Origin of the sequence: Bradyrhizobium jicamae (genome assembly GCF_001440395.1) — a bacterium.
Lineage (GTDB): Bacteria > Pseudomonadota > Alphaproteobacteria > Rhizobiales > Xanthobacteraceae > Bradyrhizobium > Bradyrhizobium jicamae.
In genome coordinates this window covers 1-3761 of the sequence record NZ_LLXZ01000072.1, presented here as the reverse complement: position 1 = coordinate 3761, position 3761 = coordinate 1, and the positions used below count along the sequence as shown (strand labels likewise).

At 57.7% G+C, this 3761-nt stretch carries 3 protein-coding genes; 2 read left to right on the top strand and 1 reads right to left on the bottom strand.

All coding sequences use genetic code 11. The annotated features are described in order from the left end of the window. Window positions 1-897: 897 nt before the first annotated feature. Window positions 898-1155 carry a hypothetical protein gene (locus CQ12_RS42125; protein WP_083519251.1) on the bottom strand — a complete coding sequence of 86 codons (258 nt, stop codon included), beginning with the start codon at window positions 1153-1155 and terminating at the stop codon, window positions 898-900. A 551-nt stretch (window positions 1156-1706) separates the two neighbouring features. Here CQ12_RS42125 and CQ12_RS12005 point away from each other — a divergent pair. Both CQ12_RS12005 and CQ12_RS43645 read left to right on the top strand, forming a co-directional pair. Further along, the gene (locus tag CQ12_RS12005) at window positions 1707-2705 is read left to right on the top strand and encodes an AraC family transcriptional regulator (RefSeq protein WP_057835522.1); all 999 of its coding nucleotides are present in this window, start codon (window positions 1707-1709) and stop codon (window positions 2703-2705) included. Window positions 2706-3164: 459 nt separating this feature from the next. Next, entirely contained in the window at window positions 3165-3380 is a 216-nt protein-coding gene (locus CQ12_RS43645) for a hypothetical protein (protein ID WP_157088158.1), read from the top strand. Window positions 3381-3761 lie beyond the last annotated feature (381 nt).

The window sequence follows — 3761 nt, the reverse complement described above, 5'->3', positions numbered from 1 at the left end:
ACCGCCGCAGACGTGAAGAAAACCCTTGCCAACCAGGAGCCGTCCACACATGGCCCGAGGCCGACGTAGCGGCAGGATCTGGCGATGTCCGATTTCGAATGCAGAGCGGACCGGGAGTAGGGGAGGCCGTGACTTCCGAGTCTGACCCATCTGCGACATCAACCGGGCGGCAAGTGACCGCAGTAGCATCCGAACGGGCGGCCGCCACGGGGTGGCGGGCGTAATCTGCCGAACCTGCATAGCGGTTTGCAGGCGCTTCGACTAATCTCCTGCGCGCATGGCATCCGCTCGGTAGCTTGCGCGTTTGTACGTGCTTTCTTCTCCTTGGCGGACAATCCCATCGACGGGCGGCCGCGTTTTTTGGTAGCGCCGGCATTTCGCCGAGTGCCTAGCGGCTTCAGCTATTACTGTGCTTCTTGATCACGGCCAGGTACCTGGAGGGCATGCTTACACCTGCACGATCCTTAGCGACCCGAGTGGGCGCGGAATGTTGGAGCACTGGAATATCTACGGAGCTGGACACGCATGGTCCGGAGGCAGCCCTGCCGGCTCCTACACTGATCCGAAAGGACCGGACGCAAGAAGGGAAATGCTGCGTTTTTTTCCTCGAGCATTCGCTCGCATAGCGATCAGATTAGAGTCCGTCCGTTCGTAGCGGCAGCCCCTTAGCGGGACGCGAACAACTCAGATGTTGTTGGGATATGATCAAAATCCATCATAGCGCGACACCACCGCAGGCATCGATGCGCGGGTCGCGGCCAATCCACTCCGGCGATAGCTCGCCGATGAGTAGCTTCGAGGTGTGGATTCGATCCTGCATATGGTTGCCTCAACGTGCGAGCGCACGCTCGGCCTGAAGCGGGCCGATGAGTCACGCGTGAGGAACGCCTTTGTGTTTCAAGTTGCCCGTGATTGCTCCAGAGGTGTGGGGGTTCCGAGCGGGCTCGCCGACCGGTTACCTGATGTTTGGGGCTTCTTCGTCGCGGTGTCGTCCCCCAACCTGCAACCCCGATCATCAGGGCCGGCAGGATCGTTGGCATCCGAATTTGCTGCCGGGATTTCCTCGCTGGCAACCGAGAGCAGAAGTTGCTGCCGCATTTCGGCGAGGCGGGCACGACAATATTCGCGGTAAAGCAGGTCGAGTATAGCGGACATGATCGAACCCTCGCTTGATCACCACTTCCTACTTGATCGTTTTCAGCCATCTCGCCCGCAGCAAAAAATGAAGAGTGTGCCGAAATTTGTTGCGGACGATTGATCTCGTACCCAACGCGCGGAAAGACGTATCAGAGGATCAGACATCGAGGTGGTGCAAGCCGATCGCCCCGCGGACCGTTGATTTCGATCAACCGCGATCAACGAGTAAAGCTGGACCCTGCGCTTGCACCGCTGGACCAGCGGGTTTTCAAAACGAATGTGATGGCAACAACTAGAAATCGCTTCACAATGGCGACCTCCTCTTAAAGGAGATTTTTGGCGCGATCACTTCGCAATGACGCTTAGCCCATTTTTTCTACGCTAGGTGAGCCAGTTCACATTCGGCCTCCATCACAATGAGTGAGACTAACAGGCGGTCGCTGCTGTTTCTTGGACTTCTGCGCACCGCGCAATGGAAGCTCGGTGCGCGAATTGCAAATTACACAGACTGACAAACAAACGTGTCGGAGTACGTTGTCCGAGCGTTTATCAAGGCTGGGAGAATCCGCATGCCAGCGGGCGCAGCCGATTTTACATCGCTTCGATTTTCGACGCGCGGGCTTCCGGAGCGGATGCGCATCCCGATGTGGCGCGAGGAGTTTGGGAGATGCATAGTCCACGTCGATATCGAGCCTTCATCGGACGATCCGTTTCAAGCCGAAGCAACGCTGCAAGCACTTCGGGGTTTGCGCACGCTCGCATGGCAGGGTTCAGCTATGCGTTTCAAGCGTTCACAAGCGAACCTTGTTGATGGTGATGACTCGATCGGCATCATCGTCAGCTCTCCCAGCAGAAGTCAGCTATCGCAACGCGGCGAAGAGATCGAGCTTCGCGCCGGCGATGCAATCGCGCTCCTGCATTCGGAACCAGCGATTGTCACCTATGCAGAAGGATTGCAATTTGGTCTGTCCGTGCCGCGCGACGCGCTGACGCCGCGCGTGACGAACGTTGACAGCCTCATCATGCGGCCGATTTCTCGCCGAACCGAAGCGCTCCGACTTCTCATGACTTATCTGAAGTTGGCATTGAAGGAGGGCGCTCTGGCTGCGCCGAAGCTGCGTGATGTGGTCGTGACTCACATTCACGATCTCGTGGCGCTGGCAATCAGCGAGTGCGCGCCTTTGGGCGAGACCAGCGCGAGCGCAGTTGTGGCTGCGCGCCACAGCGCCGCCCTCGACCACATTGTGAGGCATTTTCAGGATCCGGAGCTGAGCCTTGAGGTAGTCGCCCGTTGTCAGGGCATTTCTCCTCGTTACCTGCAGCACCTGATGGCGTCATCGGGAACGTCGTTCACGGAGCGCGTGAATGAGTTGCGGCTGCAACGGGCGTTCGCGTTGCTGATCGAGGCTCCCGGCAGCGCGCGGCGAATTTCCGACATCGCGCTAGAGGTCGGTTTTTCGGATATTTCGCATTTCAACCGACTATTCCGAGCCCGCTTCGGCGTTTCGCCGCGTGGCGTGCGGAGCGCCGAGAGGGTGATAGCTGAGTCACGTGCCCCCCATCCGTGAATGGGGCCCGCTGCGCTCAGCGTTCGTGACGTACGCACGACGTCGCCTTATGTCCCAAGGCCGACTTTCCAGTCGGGTGGCAAAAGCGTCTGCTTTCGGGGGTGAGAAGAGGCTCGATTTCCGCTAGTGACCCCCAAGCCGACATTCCGCAACGCATCCTCCTCATCGTGAACGCGAGCGCCGACGCCGACCTCGATGCAGCTTTCGCCACTTTTGTACAGCGTTGGAAGCGGTTCCGACCCCATGTTCTCTCATCGCGCAGATCGTCTCGCGGCGCTCGCTGTACGTAGTGCGATACCTTCAATCTACGACTGGCGATGGATGGTTTCCGCCGGCGGCTTGGGGGATCGCGCACAGGCTTTCCGCGACGCGGTGCGCGGAAGTCCAAGAAACTATAGCGTCCGCCTGCTAGTGTTACTTATCGCGGTGCGGGTGGATGTACCTAAAAGGATATTCACCATGAAAAAGATTGTGATAGTTATCGCCACTCTATTGATTACGATTCCAGCTTTTGCTGGACCAAAACCATCAAGGCATCATGGGCATCATGTTATGCAAGCGCAAGCGCATATGAAAACAGGCCAAGGCCCGAAGTACATGGTGCGGACTCCAAATCATTATCCCATCCCCAATCAGGGTGTGAAACTAATGGACCCAGACAGGGCAACCTGGTAGTCTGATCTTATGTAGTCTGATCTTATAAAGAGAGCCGGTTCTGGAGAGGGGACCGGCTTTTGTTTCATGCCTAATCAACATTGCAATCAGATGAGCTACGGAACCAACATCAACGGTTCTTTTCACCAAATGGGCATCTACACCGGCCAGATACTCAAAGGCACCAAGCCCGCCGACTTGCCTGTCATCTAGTCGACGAAGTGCGAGCTGGTCATCAACCTCGAGACCGCAACCTCGAGACCGCGAAAGCGCTCGGCCTGACGATCCCACCGCCTATCCTAGTGCAAGCTGACGAAGCGATCGAATGACAACGCGACTTCCGCTGTTGATGCTGTGGACGGCTCCTCCACGGGCACGAGAGTGCCAAGACATGGGCGCCGT

Coding starts and splice junctions, on each gene's coding strand:
- CQ12_RS42125 (WP_083519251.1), bottom strand. CDS start 1,155: ATGTCCGCTATACTCGACCTGCTTTACCGCGAATATTGTCGTGCCCGC.
- CQ12_RS12005 (WP_057835522.1), top strand. CDS start 1,707: ATGCCAGCGGGCGCAGCCGATTTTACATCGCTTCGATTTTCGACGCGC.
- CQ12_RS43645 (WP_157088158.1), top strand. CDS start 3,165: ATGAAAAAGATTGTGATAGTTATCGCCACTCTATTGATTACGATTCCA.